Source organism: Alphaproteobacteria bacterium (genome assembly GCA_016699305.1).
In the GTDB taxonomy this organism is placed as follows: Bacteria; Pseudomonadota; Alphaproteobacteria.
In genome coordinates, this window is record CP064970.1 from 1,853,222 (window position 1) to 1,876,380 (window position 23,159).

General features: G+C 56.9%; 22 protein-coding genes and 1 tRNA gene. 9 read left to right on the plus strand and 14 right to left on the minus strand.

Translation table 11 applies throughout. From position 1 onward, the window contains the following. Positions 1-214: 214 nt before the first annotated feature. From IPI58_08850 to IPI58_08860, 3 genes are all read right to left on the minus strand, one after another. Positions 215-1,312 carry a Fic family protein gene (locus tag IPI58_08850; GenBank protein QQR68921.1) on the minus strand — a complete coding sequence of 366 codons (1,098 nt, stop codon included), beginning with the start codon at positions 1,310-1,312 and terminating at the stop codon, positions 215-217. Between the two features lie 496 nt (positions 1,313-1,808). Continuing rightward, complete coding sequence (locus tag IPI58_08855; protein ID QQR68922.1) at positions 1,809-2,993, minus strand: hypothetical protein; 1,185 nt, start codon at positions 2,991-2,993, stop codon at positions 1,809-1,811. Between the two features lie 195 nt (positions 2,994-3,188). Further along, a complete protein-coding gene (locus IPI58_08860; protein ID QQR68923.1) occupies positions 3,189-3,653 on the minus strand; it encodes an Hsp20 family protein in 465 nt (154 codons plus the stop codon). 215 nt (positions 3,654-3,868) lie between these two features. Here IPI58_08860 and IPI58_08865 point away from each other — a divergent pair, with 215 nt between their 5' ends. After that, the gene (locus IPI58_08865; GenBank protein QQR68924.1) at positions 3,869-4,351 is read left to right on the plus strand and encodes a peroxiredoxin; all 483 of its coding nucleotides are present in this window, start codon (positions 3,869-3,871) and stop codon (positions 4,349-4,351) included. A gap of 66 nt (positions 4,352-4,417) precedes the next feature. Here the strand turns inward: IPI58_08865 and IPI58_08870 are convergent. From IPI58_08870 to IPI58_08885, 4 genes are all read right to left on the minus strand, one after another. Next, a tRNA-Ala gene (locus tag IPI58_08870) sits at positions 4,418-4,493 on the minus strand. Positions 4,494-4,549: 56 nt separating this feature from the next. Further along, positions 4,550-5,164, minus strand: a complete 615-nt coding sequence (gene rpsD / locus IPI58_08875) for a 30S ribosomal protein S4 (protein QQR68925.1) — start codon at positions 5,162-5,164, stop codon at positions 4,550-4,552. 134 nt (positions 5,165-5,298) lie between these two features. After that, entirely contained in the window at positions 5,299-6,198 is a 900-nt protein-coding gene (locus tag IPI58_08880; protein ID QQR68926.1) for a polyprenyl synthetase family protein, read from the minus strand. Between the two features lie 35 nt (positions 6,199-6,233). Next, positions 6,234-6,488, minus strand: coding sequence for an exodeoxyribonuclease VII small subunit (locus IPI58_08885; protein QQR68927.1), 255 nt, complete (start codon positions 6,486-6,488; stop codon positions 6,234-6,236). A 148-nt stretch (positions 6,489-6,636) separates the two neighbouring features. On the opposite strand from IPI58_08885, the gene IPI58_08890 reads away from it, so the two are divergent. Further along, positions 6,637-7,113 carry a hypothetical protein gene (locus tag IPI58_08890; GenBank protein QQR68928.1) on the plus strand — a complete coding sequence of 159 codons (477 nt, stop codon included), beginning with the start codon at positions 6,637-6,639 and terminating at the stop codon, positions 7,111-7,113. A 14-nt stretch (positions 7,114-7,127) separates the two neighbouring features. Further along, the gene (locus tag IPI58_08895) at positions 7,128-8,201 is read left to right on the plus strand and encodes a Ppx/GppA family phosphatase (protein ID QQR68929.1); all 1,074 of its coding nucleotides are present in this window, start codon (positions 7,128-7,130) and stop codon (positions 8,199-8,201) included. A gap of 87 nt (positions 8,202-8,288) precedes the next feature. Here the strand turns inward: IPI58_08895 and IPI58_08900 are convergent, their stop codons facing one another. The 4 genes from IPI58_08900 to IPI58_08915 form a co-directional block, all read right to left on the minus strand. Next, positions 8,289-8,558: a hypothetical protein gene (locus tag IPI58_08900; protein QQR68930.1), complete on the minus strand. Its 270-nt coding sequence runs from the start codon at positions 8,556-8,558 to the stop codon at positions 8,289-8,291. 78 nt (positions 8,559-8,636) lie between these two features. Beyond that, the gene (locus IPI58_08905) at positions 8,637-9,116 is read right to left on the minus strand and encodes a glycine zipper 2TM domain-containing protein (GenBank protein QQR68931.1); all 480 of its coding nucleotides are present in this window, start codon (positions 9,114-9,116) and stop codon (positions 8,637-8,639) included. Positions 9,117-9,246: 130 nt separating this feature from the next. Beyond that, positions 9,247-9,639 (minus strand): hypothetical protein, encoded by a 393-nt coding sequence (locus tag IPI58_08910; protein QQR68932.1) that lies wholly within the window; start codon positions 9,637-9,639, stop codon positions 9,247-9,249. 60 nt (positions 9,640-9,699) lie between these two features. Then, the gene (locus IPI58_08915) at positions 9,700-10,698 is read right to left on the minus strand and encodes a TerC family protein (GenBank protein QQR70096.1); all 999 of its coding nucleotides are present in this window, start codon (positions 10,696-10,698) and stop codon (positions 9,700-9,702) included. Positions 10,699-10,824: 126 nt separating this feature from the next. Here IPI58_08915 and uvrA point away from each other — a divergent pair, with 126 nt between their 5' ends. Both uvrA and IPI58_08925 read left to right on the plus strand, forming a co-directional pair. Beyond that, a complete protein-coding gene (gene uvrA, locus IPI58_08920; protein ID QQR68933.1) occupies positions 10,825-13,722 on the plus strand; it encodes an excinuclease ABC subunit UvrA in 2,898 nt (965 codons plus the stop codon). A 348-nt stretch (positions 13,723-14,070) separates the two neighbouring features. Beyond that, on the plus strand, positions 14,071-15,402 hold the full coding sequence (locus IPI58_08925; GenBank protein QQR68934.1) for a CZB domain-containing protein: 1,332 nt from the start codon (positions 14,071-14,073) through the stop codon (positions 15,400-15,402). 21 nt (positions 15,403-15,423) lie between these two features. On the opposite strand, the gene IPI58_08930 is transcribed toward IPI58_08925, so the two are convergent. Further along, positions 15,424-16,899 carry a UDP-N-acetylmuramate--alanine ligase gene (locus IPI58_08930; GenBank protein QQR68935.1) on the minus strand — a complete coding sequence of 492 codons (1,476 nt, stop codon included), beginning with the start codon at positions 16,897-16,899 and terminating at the stop codon, positions 15,424-15,426. A gap of 368 nt (positions 16,900-17,267) precedes the next feature. Between IPI58_08930 and rplK the strand changes: the two genes are divergently transcribed. The 4 genes from rplK (at position 17,268) to IPI58_08950 (ending at position 20,981) form a co-directional block, all read left to right on the plus strand. Further along, positions 17,268-17,696, plus strand: coding sequence for a 50S ribosomal protein L11 (gene rplK, locus IPI58_08935; GenBank protein ID QQR68936.1), 429 nt, complete (start codon positions 17,268-17,270; stop codon positions 17,694-17,696). A gap of 2 nt (positions 17,697-17,698) precedes the next feature. Next, on the plus strand, positions 17,699-18,403 hold the full coding sequence (rplA, locus tag IPI58_08940; GenBank protein QQR68937.1) for a 50S ribosomal protein L1: 705 nt from the start codon (positions 17,699-17,701) through the stop codon (positions 18,401-18,403). 97 nt (positions 18,404-18,500) lie between these two features. After that, positions 18,501-18,698, plus strand: a complete 198-nt coding sequence (locus IPI58_08945) for a DUF1192 domain-containing protein (GenBank protein QQR68938.1) — start codon at positions 18,501-18,503, stop codon at positions 18,696-18,698. A gap of 165 nt (positions 18,699-18,863) precedes the next feature. Then, on the plus strand, positions 18,864-20,981 hold the full coding sequence (locus IPI58_08950; protein QQR68939.1) for a hypothetical protein: 2,118 nt from the start codon (positions 18,864-18,866) through the stop codon (positions 20,979-20,981). A gap of 36 nt (positions 20,982-21,017) precedes the next feature. Here the strand turns inward: IPI58_08950 and IPI58_08955 are convergent, their stop codons facing one another. Together IPI58_08955 and IPI58_08960 are read right to left on the minus strand one after the other, a co-directional pair. Next, a complete protein-coding gene (locus IPI58_08955; protein QQR68940.1) occupies positions 21,018-21,419 on the minus strand; it encodes an ABC transporter permease in 402 nt (133 codons plus the stop codon). Next, complete coding sequence (locus IPI58_08960) at positions 21,349-23,145, minus strand: thermonuclease family protein (protein QQR68941.1); 1,797 nt, start codon at positions 23,143-23,145, stop codon at positions 21,349-21,351. The genes IPI58_08955 and IPI58_08960 overlap by 71 nt, the downstream gene beginning before the upstream one ends. Positions 23,146-23,159 lie beyond the last annotated feature (14 nt).

A 23,159-nucleotide genomic window follows, 5' to 3' on the forward strand; every position in this document is an offset into this window, starting at 1 on the left:
CCCAAAGGGTATGTTTGTTTGCAGTGTCTCATCCAAAGTATGCTTTTTGTCAAATCCACGCGGGGCGCGGCGTCGCTTCATCGCCTTGGAACGCGACGGCGTGTTTGTGCGGGCTAGATAGAAAGGTGTCTGGCAGACATTTTTGATGCAGACAAAAGACGCCGATTTGAGGCAAAATCCCATCATGCTCGCAAGAGATGGGCGGATGATCCCGCTACGGTGCCTTGACCCTATCCTTGACTCTATAGCGCGTGGCGCGGCTTTCTCCGGTGCGATCCAAGCGTTTAAGATCGACAAGTTTCTTGATGATCGCCTCGATCGTGCGCGGCGGGAAACCAAGAGCCTCCACAGCCATCTTGCGCGTGAAGGTTTTATCGGCAAGGCCGTTCGCCCACTGCCACAGGGCAAGTTGTTTTTCCGAGAGCGTATCCTCGATCCTGTCGCCTTCCAAAAGGGCCAGAGCCTTCTGGGCCTGCAGTCGCATGATGGCAAAGAAGAACGTCAGCCACGGCGTCATGTTCTCGGCATCCGACTTCCGTGTGCTCTGCGTTTTATTGAGCGCAAGATAGTAATCGACCTTGTTGTCCTCAACGAGGCGTTCATGCGATACGACTTTCGCAAAGTCGTATCCTTGGCGCAAAAGCATAAGGTTTGTCAGCAGGCGGCTCGTGCGCCCGTTGCCATCTTGAAAAGGATGAATGGCCAGATATTCGAACAGAAAATTGGCGGTCAGGATCAACGGGTGCTTAAACTTTGCTTCGGTGGCCCAGTTGTACCAGTCGCATAGTTCGTGCACTTCCTTGGGGGTCAGATGCGGCGGCGTGGGATCGAAAATGATGCCCACCAGATTGCCGCTTTGATCCTTGGCCTCGACGCGGCTCGGGCCGAACTTGTATTGCCCCAAATGGCCGCGATCCTTGTCTGAGTGACGCAGCATATCGCGATGCATCTGGAGGATCGTGGACTCCTTGACGGGAATGGCGTCAAAGTCCGTGAAGATCGTCTGCAAGACTTCGATGTAGCCCGCCACTTCCTGCTCGTCGCGGGTCTTGAACTTTTTGATGTGCATATTGCGGTAGAGCGCTTCGACTTGCGCATCGGTCAGGCGGTTGCCTTCGATACGGTTTGACGCGCCCGCCGAGGTGACGATGACCGACTGTGTCAGGCGCTCAATGGTTTGCGGGATCAGCGTATCCGTGATGCGCCAAACTTTTTTGACGGCGTCAATCTCGGCAATGGCTGAAAAGACGGTCTCGGCATCGGTGGCCGATAACGCCAATCTCTTGCTCAGACGGAAATCTGCCCAGTTCATGAATGACCCCATATGGCCTATGTGAGATTATGTGAGTAAATGTGAGAAAAATCAAGGAATGCTAACAAAACAAAGACTTGCAACATTGCAAGTCTTTGAAATCTTTTGAGTCCTTCCTGGCGGAAAACCTATATGGGCGCGGGCGCAGCGTGGGAGTTTTCTAGCGTCTGCGCGCAAAAACGGGTTACAGGCCGGACGGTTACATGCGCGCCGCATCACGCAAGGCCGCGTGTTCCCAATAGATTGACGGTTTTCTTCCATGTAACCGCAGCATGTAAAATGCCGACCGGAGCATGTTTGCCATTCACGGCCTCTCACGGCCTCCGGCAGTCGTTCTAACCGTGCCGTTGCTCCGGTCCATTCGCGCCCGAATCGCATAATCCTTCATCAACGCCTCTATCGCCCACGCATCTTGAACTCCTTGGCGTGCTTTTCTTTCGTGTCTTTGACGCTCTATGCCCCTTTCCTCTACTTTAGGGGCGAAACTCAACCTCAGCTACTGTCTCAACGTGGGGCCAGCACCCCGAGCGACTCGATGAATGCGCCTCGTGTCCCCGTCAGTGCGACTCTGCCGAGATGTCGAAATGGTCGAAACATTGCCTGCTTGTGCTGCTTGCTGCACTGCGCATTGTTCCCGCTTAAAACGCTCAGCCGCTCTTTGACGGCGTTCCACTTGATCCTTGAGAGCTTTTGCCGCATCGGCGATGACGTTTTTCTTCTGTTCTTCGGTCAGAAGGTGATTGTCTCGAACGATCAGGCCAAAGCCGCGGCACATTATTCGCTGCTTTTGTATATTTGAGTCATCGTAGCAGCGACCTAGGAACAACTCCTTCAATTCCACCATCTTATCTGCCCGTCTTTGTGCCAGAGACTTTTCATGAGCCTTCTCTGCTTCTTGCTTGGCCCGATTCTGCTGGACCTCGACTCCTTGAACTTCTCGAAAGATGGGAACAATGCTCTTATGGGTGAATTCAATGATCCGTGCACTCGCTTGGGATTGATTTCTGTCCATTTTTCCCGCCGCGTTTCGTGTCACATAACGAGCACGGAAGGCGTCCATGACGGTCTGCAGCACATTTTCAGCCGCAGGGACACCCAGTGTTTGCTGATATATTTGGACCACATGTCGCAGACCATTCCCCATCATGCGATCAAGCTGATTCATTCCATCGCCGCCTTGCCGGATCGCCTGTTCCGTCTTTCGCTCGTACAAATCCACGAAAGCCTCGGGGCTAAGCTTGAGGGTTTCCTGCGCCTGCCTGAGATTTTCTTGCTCATGGGCGGCGTCGATCTGGACGATCATCGCCTTGGACGATGATTTATTCTGATAGGTCAAGCGGTCGATGCGGTGCGCGAAACGCTCCTTCATGCTTGGGTCCAAGACCATGGCATCGCGTACGCAAGCGGCCACATCATTATAAACGCCCCTTCGAATATCCAGCGATGTCCGGCCCGGTCCTTTGGCGCGTGCTCGTTCCAAATAGGCCAACGAGCCATGCACCATCTGCTCGATCATCTCCACGCCCTTTTCGGGGCGGCCCAACATGGTCGCTGCACCCATGGCGCGTCCCAAAGTCCGGCGCATATCTTTCTTATGCGCGCGCAATGCGACTCGGGCCAAGCGGTCGCTGTGCGGGAAGATGTCCGATATCCCCACCAAAACTCGTGTCATCAAGTTCATGGTCGCTTGCTCCTTAATGCTCCGACATTTCTGCCGCTAATGTGGCAGAAATGGAAGATATTGTGAACACATACACGCATATACCATTATGCGCTGGAATCACCCCCGCTAAGAATAGCGGCATTTTATGTATGAATCGTAATTATTTTTATTTGCATGGGCGTATTGGAGATGATGTTAAGCGTCCATTCGTTTCTATAACTTGTCTCTACGCGCTTCCTCTATCGCCTTGCTCAAAGGCGTGCTGGGGCCTTTATGAATTGGCACGTTGGTGACTTTGGGCTGCGGGATGGGGCGGTCTAGGTCAATATGCAGCAGGCCGTTATCCAATGTGGCCTCGGCGATCAGAATACCCTCGGCCAGCATAAAACAGCGTTGGAAGGGCCGTGCGGCGATGCCTCGGTGCAGATAGACGCGATCTTCCGGACATTCGGGGTGCTTGCCGCGGATGATCAGCTGATTATCCTCGGCCTGAACGCATAAATCATCCAGCGAGAACCCCGCCACGGCCAAGGTGATGCGCAACCGCGTTTCGCTGAGTTGTTCGATGTTATAGGGCGGATAGCCATCGCTGGCCTTGGCCACGCGCTCGAGACTGCGTTCGAGGTGATCAAAGCCAAGCAGAAAGGGGCTGCTGAATAAAGAAATGCGTGTGGACATGGTTTCCTTCGGATTCTTGGTCAAGGGCTGTTTTTTGAAGATCATCGTCAGCCTAGGGCAAAATGCAGTAGGCCGAGGCTTGGCGTCAAGGGGCTGTATGTCCGGTGCGTTGCTTGCCAGATGGGACAAGAGGGGTTAATGAAGAAAGGGAACAATCCTCGTCCCTTTTGCAGGGATGAGCGGTATCGCTTTCATCAAGCAAAGGAGCCAAAGTCATGACCATCAAGATCGGTGACCGAATCCCCTCGACCATATTGAAATGCCTCACGGAAGACGGATTACAAGATGTCCGCACCGAAGAGCTGTTTGAGGGTAAGACAGTGCTGTTCGGGGTTCCTGGTGCATTCACGCCGACTTGCTCGGCCAAGCATCTGCCCGGCTACATCATTAAGACGGATGAATTCCGTGCCAAGGGCGTCCGCGCGATCATGTGCTTGTCGGTGAACGATCCCTTTGTGATGCAAGCCTGGGCCAAGAGCGCCCAAGCGGACGATAAGATCACCATGCTGGCCGATGGCAACGGCACTTTGACCAAGGCGTTGGGGCTGGAGATGGACGGGACGCCCTATGGCCTTGGCATCCGTTGCCAACGTTTTGCCCTGGTCGCTCAAGATGGAGTGGTTACCCAATTGGCGATCGAACAACCAGGCGGCTTTGAAGTCTCAAGCGCCGAGGCGGTATTGAAGCTGGTGGGATAACTTTCTCTAAGTCAGGTCACTCAACGAAAAAGGCCGGTCCTGCGTGGGCCGGCCTTTTGGTTATCTTGGTGGAGCCGAGGAGGATCGAACTCCCGACCTCTACAGTGCGATTGTAGCGCTCTCCCAGCTGAGCTACGGCCCCACGGGCCACAGCGGAAACGTGTTCTCTCCGCTGCGACCGTATTGTACTGACCCAGATTAACGCGAATAGAACTCGATGACCAGATTGGGCTCCATACGCACGGGATAGGGGACCTCGTCCATGGCGGGGGCGCGCACGAAGCTGCCTTTGCCCTTTTCGCCGTCCACCTGGATATAGGCGGGCACGTCGCGTTCAGAGGACTTCAGAGCTTCCATGACAAAGGCGAATTGCTTGGCCTTGCCGCTGATCTCGATCTGATCGCCTTCGCGCAGGCGATAGCTGGGCACCGTGACGCGGCGACCATTGACCCGCACATGACCGTGATTCACGAACTGGCGCGCGGCGAAGACCGTCGCCACGAACTTCATGCGATAGATCACCGCATCCAAACGCCGCTCCAACAGCTGCAGCAACAATTCGGCGGTGTCGCCGCGCAAACGCTCGGCCTCTTGATAGATTTTGCGGAATTGCTTTTCGCCGATATTGCCGTAATAGCCCTTTAACCGCTGCTTGGCCATCAACTGAATGCCGTAATCGGTGGGCTTGCCACGGCGCTGCGTGTGCTGGCCGGGACGATATTCGCGCTTATTGACTGGACTGCGCGCACGGCCCCAGATATTCGCGCCTTGGCGTCGGTCGATCTTGTACTTTGAGTGTAAGCGTTTGCTCATGAGCTGCTATTCCTGATTTTATGTTGTCCCGATAGTCCGACCCGGCGACACCGGCGGCGTGACCTCTATCCTGATTGAGATAGACGCCCACATTCTCGGGAATGACGGTTTCTAGCCGAAAACAACCCGATCCGTCAATTCTTACGCTCGACCACGAAGCTGGCCACCTGCTCCAACCCCTTGGCGCGACCGTCGAATATGGCCAGATGTTCAATGGCTTGTTGCGATAGCATATGGGCCTGCTCGCGCGCGCGCTCGATTCCCAGGATCGAGACGAATGTGGCCTTGCCGGCGGCGGCGTCGCGCTGAACGGATTTTCCAGTCTCTTCCTCGCTGCCTTCGGCGTCCAGCAGATCGTCGGCGATTTGGAAGGCCAGGCCCAGATCATGCGCATAAGCGCGCAAGGCATGCTCATAGGGCGACGAGGCGCGGCCCAGTATGGCTCCGGCCTCGCAAGAGACGGCGATCATCTCGCCCGTCTTCATGCGCTGTAGGCGGGTCACCTCGCCAATATCGAATGTGGTTTTCTCGGCGATCAGGTCCACCATCTGCCCGCCGACCATGCCGTTCATGCCCGCCGCGCGGGACAGGGCCAGCACCAGCTGACAGCGCACCTTGGGGTCGTCATGGGTTTGCGGGTCGGCCAATACTTCGAAGGCATAAGTCAGCAGGCCATCCCCCGCCAAAACCGCCGTCGCATGGTCAAAGGCGCGCCAGACGGTGGGTTTGCCGCGCCGCAGATCGGCATTGTCCATGGCCGGCAGATCGTCATGCACCAGGGAATAACTGTGGATCATCTCGACGGCGGCGGCGGCGCGCAGGGCGCGCGGCTCGGCCACGCCAAACAAGGACGCGGCATTCATGACCAGGAAAGGCCGCAAACGCTTACCGCCACCCAGACAGGCGTAACGCGCCGCCTCGAATAAAGGCCTTTCGGTCATCTCGGTTTGCGGCAACAATTGGTTCAGTAAATCCTCGACCTTATCGGCGACATCGGTCATGGCTTGGATCAGATCATTGCTGGCGGATGGCATCACGCGAAACCTCGGTTGGAAAGTGGGAATGGAGCTTAGCGGTCTTGGGTATCAGATTGGGCTTCAGGCCCGTTCTCGCCTGGGACCAGACGATCCACACGCAATTGCGCGACCTGCAGCAGATCGAGACAACGGCGACGCAGGGCATCGCCCCGCTCATAGGCCGACACGGCGTCATCCAACGACAAGCGGCCTTCTTCCATCTGGCGAACCAGACGCTCAAGCTCGGCCAAGGCCTGCTCGAAGTTTAAACTCGCCACATCGGCGGGCAAGGGCATGGATTCGTTCATGCCCAAGGGTATAAGCCCAGCTTTGGCCCAGCGCAAGACATGCGAGGAAGGTTGTTAAATGCGATGCTCCAACATGAAAGCCATTATTAGTTTCGGTATCATGACTTATGTTGAGGGTCGCATATAGCATTTGAGAAGTTCGGCCATCATGCCCCTTAATTCTTTCCCCTCCCAAGAGAAACACCATTATTCGCCGATTGCTGTAGGCGGTGATGGAGAAGATTTGCGCCGAATAATCGCCAGGGCGTTCAAGGCGGCACGCTCTTTCGATGGCTCGGATGCGGGAATCGACGCTTTGATAGAAGCGATTGATCCTTTCGATCAGTTCGCTTCGCGGCGAGGAGAAGACAGCACATTGAGCCGCGATGACGTGGAATCCGGCCTTTCGCGCCATGCGCGCGGGCGGGGCCATGAACCGGTCACCGTGACTGACTTACTGGACCTGGCGCAGCGCAGCTTTGGGCGTCTTTTGACCGAGAACAAGGTGGCGTTGAACATATTCCATGCCGATCTGGTGTTTCTGCCCACTCATGGCCAAGATCCGATACAAACGGTCAGCGGCTGCCGCCACAGCGCGTCTTTCACGGATCATCTCAGCAAGGGCTTGATTCTCCGTCTCGTATAGCTTACCGCATGGATATGATCGCCCATGCAAGCCACGCAAAGCTGCGTCGAGATAGCCCAAGGGCTAGCGGCCCGGATTCTTCCCGGCCATCTCAGCCCGTTCTGGCGGCGTTGGATCTGGGAACGAATAGTTGCAGATTGCTGGTTGCCGTGCCGCGTTCGCCGCAGCCGGAACAAAGCCCCTTTCTGGTGGTGGATTCTTTTTCGCGCGTGGTGCGTTTGGGAGAAGGGCTTAGCACGTTCCCTGCACTGAACGCCGAAGCGATGGATCGCACCATGGAGGTGCTGCGCATATGCCGGGATAAAATGGGGCGTGCCAAAGTCACGCATTTGCGCGCCGTGGCCACCGAGGCATGCCGTCAGGCCAGCAACGGATTGGCTTTTCTTGAACGGGTGCGACGGGAAACAGGCATTGGCTTCGAGATCATTTCCGGAGCCGAGGAAGCGCGGCTGGCCATGATCGGATGCGCGCCTTTGCTTTTGCCCAAGCCATTGCATGCTGTGATGTTCGATATCGGGGGCGGTTCGACGGAATTGGCGTGGCTGCGGGTTGAATCATCGTCCGCGCCGCCGCGATTATTGGACCATGTGTCGCTGCCGGTCGGGGTGGTCAACCTCACTGAACGCTATGGGGGCGATACGATCTCGTCAGAGCATTATCAGGACATGATCGACAGTGTCCGTGCCGCATTGCTGCCCTTTGATCGGCGCAACGGCATCGGGATGCAGATGAAGGCTCAGCAGGTGCAAATTCTGGGTTGTTCGGGATCTTTGACGACTCTGGCGGCGGCGATGATCGGCTTGCCGCGCTATCAGCGTTCAGCTGTAGATGGACGTATTCTTGCAACCGATGAAACGCTTCGGATGACGCGCCGCCTATGCAGCCTGACTCGGGACGAACGCAATCGTATTCCCGGCATCGGCCCCGATCGCGGCGATTTAATCGTTTCAGGTTGCGCAATCCTCGAAGCTTTATTGAGCCTATGGCCTGTCGAGCGGTTGCGTGTGGGTGATCGTGGACTTCGCGAAGGCATCTTGACGGATATTGTGTATGCCCTGGAGGTTAAAAGCCGCAGAGCCTTGGCGTGATATCTTTGTTTAAAAAATAAGGCCGTAGCGACACTTACGCCGCTACGGCCAGATTTGTCAGGATAGGAATAGCCCTGCTATCAGCGGTTACTGAGCGATTTTGGTCGGATCAGGCTGTGAGGTATAGGGGCTTTCGCTGTCCTCCGGATGTGTTGCCGACTTCGAGGTCGCAGACACGGCACCGGCATAGGAATCGCTGTTGGTGTTGACGATGGTCTCTTGGCCGTTCTCGCCATAGACAACAGACTTGCCTTCATCATAGGTGGCAGTCTCATAGTTGCGCATCGCTGTTTCCGCCATGGCAGGGCCAGCCAATGCAATGACAGCCGCAGCCGCCAATAGAGTTGTTTTCATCATGACGTCGTCCCCTTCGTCGTTGCGTGTTGAGTATGAAGCTTACTGGTCATGCCGCGAGCGGCAATAACCTTATATCAGCTATTGCACGATCTTCCAAGTGCCATCCGGCTGACGGCAGGCTGTGCCGTAACCATTCTGACGCTGGCCGCCTACAACGATGGATTGGTTAAACTCGCGGCAATAGGCACCGCTGCCATCCTGGCCGTCGCGGACCGGAACAATGACGCCCGAATTGCCGCTTTGCGGGTTGTTCCAGGTGATTTGTTGGCCGATCGGCGCGGAATAAGCCCGATTCTCGGCCTGCATCAGTGCCGAACGGTCGGCATTATCAAGCGACGAGCCGATCTCATTTCCTAACCAGGCACCAGCGACGGCACCCAGAGCGGTCAGGGCCACATTGCCTGTCCCCTTGCCGAACTGGTTGCCAAGCAAGGCACCGCCGCCGGCACCCACCACCGTGCCCACGGTTTGCTTCTGGCCCCAACTGCTGCTTTGGCAGCCGGTCAGCGCAACGCCCGCAACCAGTGCGGTTGCCGTCAGCAGGATGGTCTTGTTCATTCTCATCGTGTCGCTCCGGGTGATGCGTGATAAAGCGGCCGTGACACCGACTCAGCGTCTTTGTCTGCGGCCCAGACAATTTAGCTTGGCTGAAGATCATGTCAATTTGGTGATGTCGGAAGAACAAAAATTAGGCGCGACTGCCTTCTAAGTGCAACGAATCGTTGCGCCAGCTATTTCGCGCCACACGGTGCAGTTCAGCGGCCTCTTCATAACGGCGGCCCAGCATCTCCATATACAAGCTACGCGCCTGTTCGCCCATCTCAGCGTGGATGAAGGGGTTATCACGCATCTGAGCAAAGGCCCGCCAAGCGTTGTCTGCATGGTTCTTCAGGAAGATCAATATCTCGTTCACTCCGGCGGACTCGAGGTTCTGCACCTCCAGCAGGCTGAACAGGCGCAAGGCCACGGCCCGTCCGCAGAGGCGCTCAACCTGAGCAACCAGATGACGCAACGATGTAGGGGGTGCCGTTTCCGATGCATGGGCGAGCATATCGCCACGACTGGTCAATTCGTCCAACATGTCTGGAGGCACCCTCACGAGATTGCGCAACATCACAGCGATTCGCGCACCCCGATGTTGTCACCCATTTTTATTCGGTCGCGCCAGTGACAGAATGACGCCCCCCGCCAACAGCGACGTTGTGACGCACAAAGACACCCAAGACGGGATCGGTCCTGCGATCGGCCCGATCACGACCTTCATGCCAATGAAAATCAGCACCAAGGCCAGCGCGTATTTGAGCATGTCAAAACGCTGGATCATCGCGGAAAGGGCGAAATACAAGGCTCTGAGACCCAAAATCGCAAAGATGTTGCTGGTGTAGACGATGAAAGGATCCTGGGTGATCGCCAACACGGCGGGCACGCTGTCCACCGCGAAAATCAGATCGCTGACTTCCACCATCACCAGAGCTAGCAACAAAGGTGTGACATAAGGCCGCAAGCGTGGTTTCGTGTGTCCGGCTTCGATCACACGTACACGCGCAATGAATTTGTTGCCGTGCAACTCGTCGGTGACGGGCAGATAACGGCGCAAGAATTTGATGATGCGGCTTGACCCCAGATCATGGGGTTTCTCTTTGACAAACAGCATGCGCACGCCGGTGATCAGCAGGAACAGGCCGAACAGATACAGCAGCCATTCGAAGCTGTGCAGCAATTGCGCGCCCAGCGCGATCATCACCGCGCGCATGGCGATGGCCCCCAGAATGCCCCAGAACAGCACACGGTGCTGATAGCGGCGCGGAATGCCAAAATGCGCGAAGATCAGCGAGATGACGAAGATGTTATCCAGCGACAGGCTTTTTTCGACCAGATAGCCGGTAAAATACAGCTCAGCACTGCTAACGCCCGAAGTGAATCCTATCCAGACGCCAAACAGCAAGGCGATGGCGATATAGAATCCGCTGAGCCAAAGACTGCTGCGTACGCTGATTTCATGGTCGCGCCGGTGCAGCACGCCAAGGTCAAAGGCCAGCAGCACAACAATCAGCAGACCAAAGGTCAACCAATGGCCGAGCGTATCTCCCAGAAGGGGGCTTTGTAAGAAAGCGAATGCGGATTCCAAGGGATACTCCATCTGAAGGCTTGCCAGACCGGCGGTCGATCTTGTCACAGTTTGCTCTGCAATCAAAGGGGACGATCCCAGGGAAACCGTGTATTCTATAAGGCCGCCGTAAGGCAGGGGGGACGATAGGGGGGAGCTATGCGGGGGATCGAGCCGGATGTCATTCGCGTGCGCGGCGCGCGCGTCCATAATCTGAAGAATGTGAATGTCGAGATTCCAAGGCATAGCCTGGTGGTGATTACCGGGCTTTCGGGTTCGGGTAAATCCTCTTTGGCCTTTGACACCATCTATGCCGAAGGCCAACGCCGCTATGTGGAAAGCCTTTCGGCCTATGCAAGGCAGTTCCTTGAACTGATGCAAAAGCCGGACGTGGATTCCATCGAGGGCCTGTCCCCGGCCATCTCCATCGAACAAAAGACCGTCTCGCAGAATCCGCGCTCCACCGTGGGCACGGTGACGGAAATCTATGATTATCTGCGCCTGCTCTTCGCGCGCGTGGGCATACCCTATTCCCCCGCCACGGGGCTTCCCATTGAAAGCCAAACGGTCAGCCAGATGGTGGATCGTCTGTTGACCTTGCCCGAAGGGACTCGGTTGTATCTGTTGGCACCGGTTGTGCGCGGTCGCAAGGGCGAATACCGCAAAGAGATCAATCAGTGGCGCGGTCAGGGATTCCAACGTTTGCGCATCAACGGCACGCTGCACGAGATGGACGACGTGCCGGCTTTGGACAAAAAGCGCAAGCACGACATTGATGTTTTGGTCGATCGATTGATCATTCGTCCCGACCAAGGCAAACGTCTGGCCGAGTCGCTGGAGACGGCTTTGAAACTGGCCGACGGCTTGGTCTATGCGGAAAAGGTCGAGGGCGGCGAGCGGATCGTCTTTTCCGAAAAATTCGCCTGTCCCGTCAGCGGGTTCACTTTGCCCGAGATCGAGCCGCGCCTCTTCTCCTTCAATAATCCCTATGGCGCGTGTCCCGCATGCGACGGATTGGGCGTCAAGCTGTATATGGATCCGGCCTTGATCGTTCCCAATGGCTGGTTAAGTTTGACCGAAGGCGCCATCAAACCTTGGTCGCGCGTGGCCTCGGGCAGCACGCGCGTTGTCAGCACCCCTTATATGGTTCAAACCTTGCAGGCTCTGGCCAAGCATTATGGATTCAAGCTCGACACGCCTTGGGACAAAATGACCGAGGAAGCGCGTCAGGTGATTTTATACGGCTCGGGCGAGGAAGCCGTGCGCATGCGCTTTGACAGCGGCGAGCGCCGTTTTGAAACCAACCGTCCCTTTGAAGGCGTCGTTCCCAATCTGGAGCGTCGCTGGCGCGAGACCGACAGTCCCGCCATGCGCGAGGATCTCTCGCAATATCATTCCTCGAAGCCGTGTGACGCTTGCGGTGGACAGCGTTTGAAACCCGAAGCCTTGTGCGTGCGCGTGGATGGCCGCACCATCAGCGACATTGCCAGCCAGTCCATTTCCCAGGCGGCCGATTGGGCGGAGGGGTTGGACTCCAAGCTGAACGAACAGCAGCGCCAGATTGCCCGGCGCATCTTAAAGGAAATCACCGAGCGCTTGGGATTCCTGCGCCATGTGGGGTTGGACTATCTCAGCCTATCGCGCACCGCCGGGACTCTTTCGGGCGGCGAGGGGCAGCGCATTCGTTTGGCTTCGCAGATCGGATCGGGATTGTCGGGCGTGTTGTATGTGCTGGACGAACCTTCCATCGGTTTGCATCAGCGCGATAATGAACGCCTGCTGGAAACCTTGCGACGCCTGCGCGATTTGGGGAATACCGTGATCGTGGTGGAGCATGACGAGGACACCATCCGCGCCGCCGATTATTTGATCGATATGGGGCCTGGCGCGGGAACGCATGGCGGACATGTGGTTTCAGCCGGAACGCCCGCGCATGTGGCGCGCGATCCCAAAAGCCTGACGGGGGCCTATCTGTCGGGCCGCGCCGCGATCGCCGTTCCCAAGACTCGCCGTCCGCCGCGCGGCGGGGCCTGGCTGGAGGTGGAAGGGGCGACGGGCCATAATCTGAAGAACGTGACCGCGCGCATTCCTATGGGCACCATGACCTGTGTGACCGGCGTGTCGGGCAGCGGGAAATCGACCTTGGTGTTGGATACCCTGCATCTGGCCTTGGCGCGGGCGCTGCATGGCGCGCGCGACCTGCCGGCGGCGCATACGCGGCTTTTGGGACTAGAGAATCTGGATAAGGTGATCGATATCGATCAAAGCCCCATCGGCCGCACGCCGCGCTCGAATCCGGCCACTTATACCGGTGCCTTCACCCCCATCCGCGAATGGTTCGCCGGTCTGCCCGAGGCGCGGGCACGTGGTTACGGGTCGGGACGCTTTTCATTCAACGTCAAAGGCGGACGGTGCGAGGCTTGTCAAGGCGACGGCGTCATTAAGATCGAGATGCATTTCCTGCCCGATGTCTATGTGACTTGCGATTCCTGTCGCGGACGGCGGTATAACCGCGAAACTTTGGAAGTCACCTTTAAGGACAAATCCATCGCCGATGTGTTGGATATGACGGTCGAGGAAGGCGCGACGTTCTTTGCCGATATTCCCGCCATCCGCAATAAGCTGGACACGTTGACCCAGGTAGGGCTGGGCTATATCCATCTGGGCCAGTCGGCGACGACTCTTTCGGGCGGCGAGGCGCAGCGCGTGAAGCTGTCCAAGGAATTATCTCGCCGCGCCACAGGCCGCACATTGTATATCTTGGACGAACCGACCACGGGCCTCCATGCCGAAGACGTGCGCCGCTTGCTGCATGTGCTGCAAGCCTTGGTCGATCAGGGCAACACGGTGCTGGTGATCGAACATAATCTGGACGTCATCAAGACGGCGGATTGGATATTGGATCTAGGCCCCGAGGGCGGCACGGCCGGCGGGCATCTGGTGGCCGCCGGAACGCCCGAGGATATCGCGGCAACCCCCGCCAGCCATACGGGCCGCTTCCTGGCCCCAATCCTGGCGCAGCCCGCCGTTCCCGCCAAACGTCGGACGCGGAATTGAGAAAGGCAGAGGAAACGCCCGAGGCATGAACTGGCTTTGTGGCCTCTGATAGAGACGCGGGATTAAATGATGGGCTTCATGGGATCATAGGCGATCACTTGGCGTCTGAGCCTTGTGATCGCCGAGCTCCATCTGAGGTATTCTCGACAAGATAGACGGTGTTGGTGAGCAACGCGGTCTTATTGCCCCCTCTGTATAAAACCCTTGGTTGTTTAATTTTTATTTACCGTTGTGTGGTCTTATTTTGATTCTGTCTAGGTATGAACTGTTTCTTCCGTTTAGGAGGCCAGCCCCATGATGTCATTTGTGCACCAGAAAACCTTAAATACTGACAATCAGGAGCAACAAATGGGCAAATCCAAAGAGGATTATCTTGCCGCTTTGGTTGAGTATGTCAGCCAATCCTTGGGAAAAGAATGGAAGGTCGTTGCTCATAGCAGCGATTCCTTGGCCAAGGCCATCAGCCCACTTGCCAATGCGTTGAGACTGCGAACCAACGCGACCCTCAAGAGCGTGGTCCAAATCTGGGTTGAGCAGACGGCTCCGATTTTGGCGATTGTGGAAATGGGACAGGACATGCGCGAGCTGCAAAACCGAACCCAAACCATGGCGTCCGCTTCGGAAGAAATGTCGGCATCCATCAAGGAAGTGGCGCGAACTTCGGAATTCGTGGTCCAGGAATCCCGCGACGTCAAAGCCAGATTGGTCGGCGGCGTGCAATCTGTGGATCAATCCATTGATATTATGAACGGCATATCCGTGGCCTTCGGTGCCCTGACGGGCAAGGTGCAAGCGCTTGATAAAGCGTCGGAGCAGATCGCCGATATTCTCAAGACGATCGAACAAATCGCCAGCCAGACCAATCTGTTGGCCTTGAACGCCACGATTGAGGCCGCGCGCGCGGGCGAGGCCGGGAAAGGCTTTGCCGTGGTTGCGGGTGAGGTCAAAGCCTTGGCCAACCAGACAGCCCAAGCGACCGACGACATTCGCCAGCGTATCGCCTCCTTGCAAAAAGGCATGGCCGATATGCTGGTGTCGATGAATGACGGCACGCAGCGCGTGACGCAAGGCTTGGATGCCATCAAGTCCACGGGAGGCAAGATTCGGGATATCAGCGGCCAATTGGACGGCGTGACGCAAAGGATGGCCGATGTCTCGGCCACGGTCCAACAGCAGACGGCGGTGACCGGCGATGTCAGCGGCAATCTGGATATCATCGCTCGGATGGCGGATCAGAGCATCGGTCGCCTTGCGCAATTAACCGGCTCTATGGAGAAATCCAGCGCGGTCGTCCAAAAAGAACTGACGGATATCGTCAAGGATCCCGATGACGAGATGTTGGTCATGGTGGCCAAGGCGGACCACGCCAGTTTTAAGAAACGTGTGTTCGACGCATTGGCAGGGCGCAGCCAGACCAAAGCGGGCGACTTGCCCGATCATCACGGCTGTCGTCTAGGTAAATGGTACGACCAAATCGAGAACGCGCAGATTCGTCAGATGCCTGAGTTCTTGCGCTTGGTCGAGCCGCATCAACGTGTGCATCAGCACGGGAAACAAGCCCTAGCGGCACTGGCTGCGGGAGATATGGCCAATGCGCTCAAGGAAGCCCGTAGCCTGGATGACGCATCCATGGAGGTCATCGCCAATCTGGACCGGCTGCACCAAAGACTGACAAGCTAAGAAATCGAATGCGTTAGGCGCCTAAGACACTCGGCAGATGGCCAGGAAGTTTTCGCTGCGCTCGTTTTCCTGGGCGCGCAGACGTAAACGCTCCAGCAGGTCATGGGCGAATTCCGTCAGCGTGTCGTCGCGCGCGCCCATGATGACGATGCGGTCGTCGGGGCGGGCATGGCTTAGCAAAAATTCGCGCAGCACCACGCGTCGCTCGGCTCCGGGCGGATCGGGCAGGAAATGCGCGTCGCGTCCCGCCGCCCGCACGGCCATGACGGTGTCGCGGGACGACACGTCGCGCGTGGCCGTGCCGCCGGCATAGTAAATCTCGGGCATCAACAGCACATCGCCCTCGGATAGACCTTTGGCGAAGGATTCGGCGATCCCGGCCCCCATGATGCGCATGGGGAGGAAGCCATGCGGTTGGAACATCACCAACAAGCGCCCCGCCGTTTGGCGCAAACTGTCCAAGGAAGCGGCGATCTTGTCGGGGTTATGGGCGAAATCGTCAATCACAGTCACCCCGGCCACGCTGCCCAGAACCTCTAAGCGACGCTTGACGCCTTGAAAGCTGGCCAAAGCGGCCAAGGCGTCGGCCAAGGCCACGCCTGCCAAACGCGCCGCCGTCAGGGCCGCCAAGGCGTTTTCGATGTTATGGCGGCCAGGCACATGCAGCGTCATCTGGCCTTGATCGCCGTCTTGTTCGATGACATGCGCCTGCGACCCGTCGGCTTTAAGCTTGACGATGGTGGCGCGGATCCGCGCTTTGGGATCGTTCAGGCTGAAGCCATGCGTGTGGGGATGCGTCCCCGCCAAGGATGCGGCGGCGGGGTTGTCCAGATTGACCACGACGGCGCTGCGCGCCCGGGACAAGAAGTCGCGAAAAACGACGGTCAAGGCTTCGACCGGTTCATGATCCAACGAGATGTTGGTCAAAACGGCGATATCGGGCGTGAACAGCCGGATGCTGCGGTCGCTTTCGTCGGTTTCGATCACCATGCGCGGGGATTGGCCGATCACGGCATTGCCCAAACCGGCGGCCTCGCCCGCCTCTATAGCGCTGAGCATCGGCGCGCCGTTGATGACGGTCACGTCCTGGCCGCATGCGCGCAAAATATGCCCCAGCATGGCCGTGGTGGTCGATTTGCCGCTGGTGCCGCCCACGGCGATTCCCTGGCCGGCATGGAATATCTCGGCCAGCACCTCGGCGCGATGGCGCACCGGAACGCCAAGCTCCATGGCGCGCCGCACATCCGGAATGCTGTTTTCAACGGCGGTCGAGACGATCAAGGCCGACAGGCTTGCATCGACGCCCGAGCCGTCTTGAGGCACCAATTCGACTCCCGCGCGTTTAAGGGCGGCGAATTTCTCGGGCGTTTGTCCGGCATCCCAAGCGCGATCCGAACCGCGCACCGCGTATCCGCGCGCCATCAGCACCAACGCCAAGGCACTCATGCCGCTGCCGCCCACACCGCACAACAAGATTGTTTGATGCTCGCAAGACATGGCTTTTGCCCCTTTGTTTCGTTTTCGTCCGCCAGGAACATCAAGGCCGGCACCGTCATTTTCTCTTCGCAGATACGGGACTTGCAAACAAGGAAAAATCGAAACCATTGCGCAAAAACGCAGCGGGGGATAAAAAGAGGGCGCTCATTGGGGGAGATGCCCGTCAAAGTGTCATGGTTAACGCTGTGGCCGCCGGGTGGGGTCGAAACCTCGAAGAGACGTTGGAATCCGCATGCGCCCTGGCGTTTGCGGGGGCTGGCGACGAGGCACGATGGAAAAAGGCGGATTGTTCGGGGCCTTTCGGGGTCGCGGATGGGTGCCTTGTTGCATTGGGCCTCCTCGAGTCATTCACAGAGGAGGACGGCCACATGGCCAAAGAAGTCATCGGCTATATCAAGCTACAGATCGGTGCAGGAAGCGCGACGCCTTCGCCGCCGGTCGGCCCCGCGCTGGGTCAGCGCGGTTTGAACATCATGGAGTTCTGCAAGGCGTTTAACGCCAAGACGCAGAACATGGAAAAGGGCATGCCGATTCCGGTGGTCATCACCGCGTTCAGCGACCGCACCTTTACCTTCGTCACGCGCAAGCCGCCCAATACCTATTGGATCAAGAAGGCGTTGGGCCTTGAAAAGGGATCGCAAACTCCCGGCAAGAGCGTGGCGGGCAAGATCACGATGAAGCAGATCCGTGAGATCGCCAAGGAAAAGATGGAAGATTTGAACGCCAACGACATCGAAGCGGCCGCCAGCATGCTGGCCGGTTCCGCCCGTTCGATGGGCTTGCAGGTGGAGGAATAGACATGGCGCATAAGATTGGCAAACGCCTGCGTCAGGCTCGCTCGACTATCGATCGCGCCCGCAGCTACAGCCTGGCCGAAGCCGTTAAACTGGTGCGCGCCTCGGCCAAGGCGAAATTCGACGAGACCGTCGAAGTCAGCATCAATCTGAACCTGGATCCCAAGCAGCCGGATCAAAACGTGCGCGGCGTGGTTCCCTTGCCCCATGGCACGGGCAAGTCGGTGCGCGTGGCGGTGTTCGCGCGCGGCGCGGCGGCCGAGGCCGCCAAGGCGGCGGGTGCCGAGCTGGTGGGTGCCGAGGAATTGGCGGCCACCATCGAAGCGGGTCAGATGGATTTCGACCGCGTGATCGCCTCGCCCGACATGATGGCCATCGTGGGTAAAGTGGCCCGCGTGCTGGGTCCTCGCGGTTTGATGCCCAACCCCAAGCTGGGCACGGTGACCCCGAACGTGGCCGAAGCCGTCAAAGCGGCCAAGAGCGGCGCTATCGAGTACCGCGCGGACAAGACCGGCATTTTGTCGGTCGGCGTCGGCAAGGCCAGCTTTACGGACGAGGCCCTGATGGGCAATATCCGCACCCTGCTGCAAGCGGTGGTGCGCGCGCGTCCGTCGGGCATCAAGGGCGTGTTCATCAACCGCATCACCCTCAGCTCCACCATGGGGCCGGGCGTGCATCTGGACTCGTCCGAGGCCAACCAAGCCGCCTAACCCGCGCGCTTGGGTCTTGGACCGTAGAAAAAGCCCGCCAGGAAGTCTTCCTGGCGGGTCTTTTTTGCGCGACGCGCATCGGCTATAACCTTGCCTCATGGACTGGGACGATCTGACGCCAAAGCCGAAACCGGCGATAACCCTTCCCCGGGTCTTAGAAGGCCTGTCGGTCGAGGAATTGCGCGCCTATATTCCCCAGCTTGAAGCCGAGATCGAGCGCGTCCGCGCGACTATTGAACAGCGTCAGGGGCAACGCAGCCAGGCCGAGGCTTTCTTCGCAAAGATAGAAAAATAGGTGCATCATAAGGTCTTTCTCGGCACAAAACGCAGCTGGGTAGCGCAACTATTGCATTTCACGTGAAATCGAGCGAAAATTTCATACATCTGCATGAAAGTTAACGACTTTCTCTGATGGACTGTCTTGCATTAGGTGCTGCTTCAAAACAAGGGAATTGCCTTCATGATGGATAATGAGATCAAGGATATTTTGCAGTGCCCCACGATGCTTGGTCTCGAAGGCCGATATATCGTGAGGGATGAACTTGCCCGCGATGCGGATATATCGGCAATCTTGACCCGGCTGCCATTGGTGGAGCGCTTTCGTCTCTATGCTTTTTTGACAAACCCTCACAATCCTGAGATCGAAGGCATGACAGACGATGCCTTCTATGCCGCCGTCTCAATGGTCGGTCGCTCAATTGACTTCAAAGAAAGTGATGCCGTTAAGGCGGCGGTTCAGTCTGTCGTGGGCAGAACGCAGCTGCGCGAAAAACAAAGCATTCCTGTTGATAACAAAAACGGATTTGATGGATATCAGAATGGAAAAGAGCTTATGGAGCAATTATACCTTGCCCTTGTCGTATCTGTGTTTCTGCCAGCAGCGTTCAAAGAAACGCCAGCTTCCTTCGTGAGCACACGTCTTAGTGAAGCTGAACAAGGATCAATGCTTGCCATTCTTCAGATTAGTCGTGAGGATGGCTGTCGGGAGGTTCTGAATGCCCTTGAGTTTATTTCCCAAAACATGCGGTTTTCTCCAACAAGCTGGAACAGCTTTCAATCGACTTGCGCAGAGCTTGAAAAGAACCCAGAAAACCTCGTTAAAAAAACATCGGCATTGGTCGATACGCTCGTTGAAAGAGAGATACATCGTCTGAGTCCCAGCGATATAGCTGAATTGAGCGACCAACAGGTCTATCACTATGTGCAAGCATTGGGATGGTGGGGAGACATTACCCCATCATTCAGAATTGCCCAGCAACATCTATACAAGAATCTTGCCCCCACAAACGCCATAAGAAATCTCCGTGAACAGCAAATAGACGCCGCCGTCGAGCATTTTTCAGGAATGTCCGCAGAGCAAGTTTTGGAATGGCAAAGCATAAAGGATACCTGGTCCCAGCAATCTCTTTTAGTAAAGGAATCAGTGCTTGAAGACTATGTTTTAACATTTGGCTCCATCATCAAAACGCCTCAGGTTCCAGAAGTCTCGGTAACTTCATGGAACAACGCTCCGGATAAGCCAGAATCCCTTTCAAACGGTTATTTTTTCGGGTGGAAGTTCAATAAGGTCGGCGACAAATCAACGACTGTTTGGATCAATACCATATATTTGATTGATGATATTGACGCAAACGGAATACCTCTTTCCGTCAGTCGTTCTCTCCGGTCAGCGTTGAATGTCGCAACGCACGAAGCTCTGCATTCCGATGATGAACAAACGCGGGTGAGATTTAACAGGGGTAGCGCCAAGTTCGCCGCTTATGCAGATGCGCTTGGCGTACCAGCCAACGAATTGCAAGAAACTAAGATAAGCGATCCGATGGGATATACGGCAGGACTGTTGCATGAGGCAAGCAGTGGCAGAATGTGTTATGTGCCATCTGAAATAAGCCGTGAAATTTATCACCATCAACCCTTCGAGAAATTTGTATGGACTTTTCAGAATCAGTTTGTCGCATCGTTAAATGGGACGCTGGTCGCACGTCAGGTTGAAGCGAATCAACGTAGCCTGCGCGACGAACTGAGGCAGATGTTCAAAAAAGCCGCTCATGTTTTGACAGCACGAAAAGAGATAACCGCAACCGATGATGATATCGTTCCACTCGAGGATTATAAACGATCTGAGCATCCTTTTGGAACCTTGTCAGTACTCGATGGCGAAACGGTAGAAAAAGGCTTCCCTGCTGAGGACAATGGCGATTATGTCGCCATTGATTTCTCTAGTCTTGGCGGGAGAATGAATGTTTTGACCTATCTACAGGGTGCGCTCGATAGGTTGGAAGCACGCGAAGCAACGAAAGAAGCTGATTATTTTCCTCTTTATAGGCAATCGGCAGATTTTCTGGTTCAGATGCCAAGCGAGATATGGGCCATCAAGAAAACGCTTGGCCATGAAGGCAAGCCATTGGCGGACAAACTGGAATCTCTTGCTAGGAAAAACCATGAATTGGGTGAAGATTTAAGCGATTTCATCTTTATTGTCGGAAGGAAAGAAGAAATCGATCAGCGTAAGCAAAGCAAAGAAGCGCAACGAGCTGAACGCCGCAACGCCGTGTCGCGTTTAACTGCCGTTCTATAACTTCACCTTTTACTTTTTTCTTACGCCGCGCTTACTCTATCCGCGCAATTTATACCCCGTCGCCAACATCCGCCAGCACAAGGCCCCAAGGGCCAATGTCGCGGTCAGCATGATGCAAAGGCCCAAAGCCGGGTCGCTGTCGCCTTGGCCCAGGATGCCTTGGCGGAAACCGTCGATCATGTAAAAGAACGGATTGCCCAGGCACAGCCAGCGCCATTCGGGGGGAAGTTGTTCCAGCGTGAAGAAGGTGCCGGACAGGAAGGTCGCGGGCATGACGACAAAGTTGTTGATGATACTTCGTCCTGGAATATGCCGACACGCGCAATCCTTAGGGATTCCGCTTTTGCGAACAGTGTCTAAGAACGATTTATGAGGCTCGCTTGAGGTCTTTGCGGATGGCCGTGGCCGAACGCAGCAATTCTTGGAACGCCTCGTCACTCAGCCCGGTATCCGATGGCGCGGCCACGCCATTGACGGGAGGAGTGGCGGGTGCTGACGGGGCCTTGCTTGCCAAGGTTACGCGCGAAACGGTTGGCCTTGAACGCGTGATGGGCGGTTGTTCGGTTGCCTCTGGTACATAGGCTACCGGATTCGGCACCGAAAGCGGCGGGACCACCACTCGTTCCTCGGGTTGAGCCGTAGGGGAGATCGATTCTACCTGCGGCGATGATTCTGATTTTTCCGATTTAACTTCTTCTGTCGCGACAAGTTGTTCCTGTGGCTGCGCGTCATCGGCTGAGTTGATGGCAGGAACGGGCGTTGCCGTTTCTAAAACCTCGGCCACCACGGACGGATGGAACATGCCCTGTCGTGGCATGGGCGGTGGTGCGGGTTCAGGGACAACATCCTGTACCTCGGTCACCATAGGAACCATCGTCACGGTCGAACCATTCAGGCGGCGCAGCATGGCCGATGGACGCGCCACGCCTTGGCGTCGCGCCATAATTCCAGGCAGAGACGTCACTTGGCCGCTTGTCGTATCTTGCTCATCGGCAGAGGCCGTGGCAACAGCCGGCAATAATGCCTGGCGCGAATAGCCCACCATATGCGGTTTGGTCGCGCGACCACGCGCAGACTCGACCGCCTCCAATTCGTGCAACACCACGGCAATGCGGTCGGCCAGCACCGAGAGCCCGCGCGCCACCGCCATCGGGTCGCCATGCATGCCGGTTTGCTGTTCCTGTTGACGCATGGCGTTGAAATCCGCCATCTGGCCATAGACGGTCATCAGGCGGCGCATCATGTCAGTCCCCAACATCCCCATACGGCTGATGCAGGCATCGAAAACCATCGAGCGCAGACGCGGCCACAAGCTGCCCGGAATAGATTCGGCCTGACCGCCCATCAAGACATGCGCCCTCTGACGGCATGACTGACGCGCGGCGGCCAGCTCGGCCCGCAAAGCGGCGGCCAGAATGCGACGCTCGGCGCGTTCCTGCCAGCCCCGCCGCAACCACATGGCCAGCGGCACCATCATGGCCCCCAGCAGGAAGATCGCCGCCGCCAATAGAACCTGATATCTCTCGATCGCGTCATGCCAATTGGAGTCGGCGGAAGCATTCTGTGTTTTGGCAGGATTCTCGGCGCTTCGGGGTTCCTTGGCCGCCTCGACCTTAGAATCACGAGCTGTTGTCTCGCTAGGCATAGGCGCGACAGCGCCGTCATGCTCCCAAAGGCCTATCTTGGCCTTGCGTGCCGCCTGTTCGGCGGCGCTATAGGTATCGCCCAGATCGCTGCTGCGTACGGACGAGCGCGATACCACGGCCAGCCCCTTACGAATCATCTCTAAGGCCGGGTCCACATCCCCAGTACCCTGACATTGGGCCACCAAGCGGCCATCGCGGGCACGATCACGCACCCGGCACTGAAAAGTTTTACCCGCCAGGATTTCATCGAGCGCCGCCATAGCCTGGGCACCATAAGGGGCATAGGGCGGCGGCGCGGTCACGGCGAATAGGCGCACCTCATGCTCGCCAATCCACAGCGACTCGCCATCCAAGGCCACGGCAGGGCCTTCAAGGCTTTGCGGGGCTTGCAGAAGGGGCGCACTGGTCACAGGCGTACGCGGGGCACGCTTTGGCGCAGGCATGACATCCTGGGCCAGCACAGGCGTGCCCAGAAGGGCCAATCCAGCCGCCGCGATAGGCAGAAAACAACGCAACATGTTTTGATACCGAA